We start from the raw sequence: 473 nt of genomic DNA on the forward strand, positions 1-473 counted from the left end.
ATGAGCGGACTACGCGGGTATCTAATCCTGTTCGATACCCACGCCTTCGTGCTTCAGCGTCAGTTGGGCGCCGGTACGCTGCCTTCGCAATCGGAGTTCTGCGTGATATCTATGCATTTCACCGCTACACCACGCATTCCGCGTACTTCTCGCCCACTCAAGGCACCCAGTTTCAACGGCTCGACGAGGTTGAGCCCCGCAATTTTACCGCTGACTTAAGCGTCCGCCTACGCACCCTTTAAACCCAATAAATCCGGATAACGCTCGCATCCTCCGTATTACCGCGGCTGCTGGCACGGAGTTAGCCGATGCTTTTTCTCCGGGTACTCTCCAAACCGCACACGTGCGGCACTTTGCTCCCCGGCAAAAGAGGTTTACAACCCATAGGGCCGTCATCCCTCACGCGACTTGGCTGGTTCAGGCTCCCGCCCATTGACCAATATTCCTCACTGCTGCATCCCATAGGCACTTGT

Annotated in this window: 1 rRNA gene; it reads right to left on the reverse strand. The window is 56.2% G+C overall.

Annotation, left to right across the window (positions count from 1 at the left end):
• Positions 1–473: ribosomal RNA gene (locus tag M6G53_RS25050) — 16S ribosomal RNA — on the reverse strand; the annotation flags it as partial.

Origin of the sequence: Serratia nevei, assembly GCF_024160145.1 — a bacterium.
Classification (GTDB): Bacteria; Pseudomonadota; Gammaproteobacteria; order Enterobacterales; family Enterobacteriaceae; genus Serratia; species Serratia nevei_A.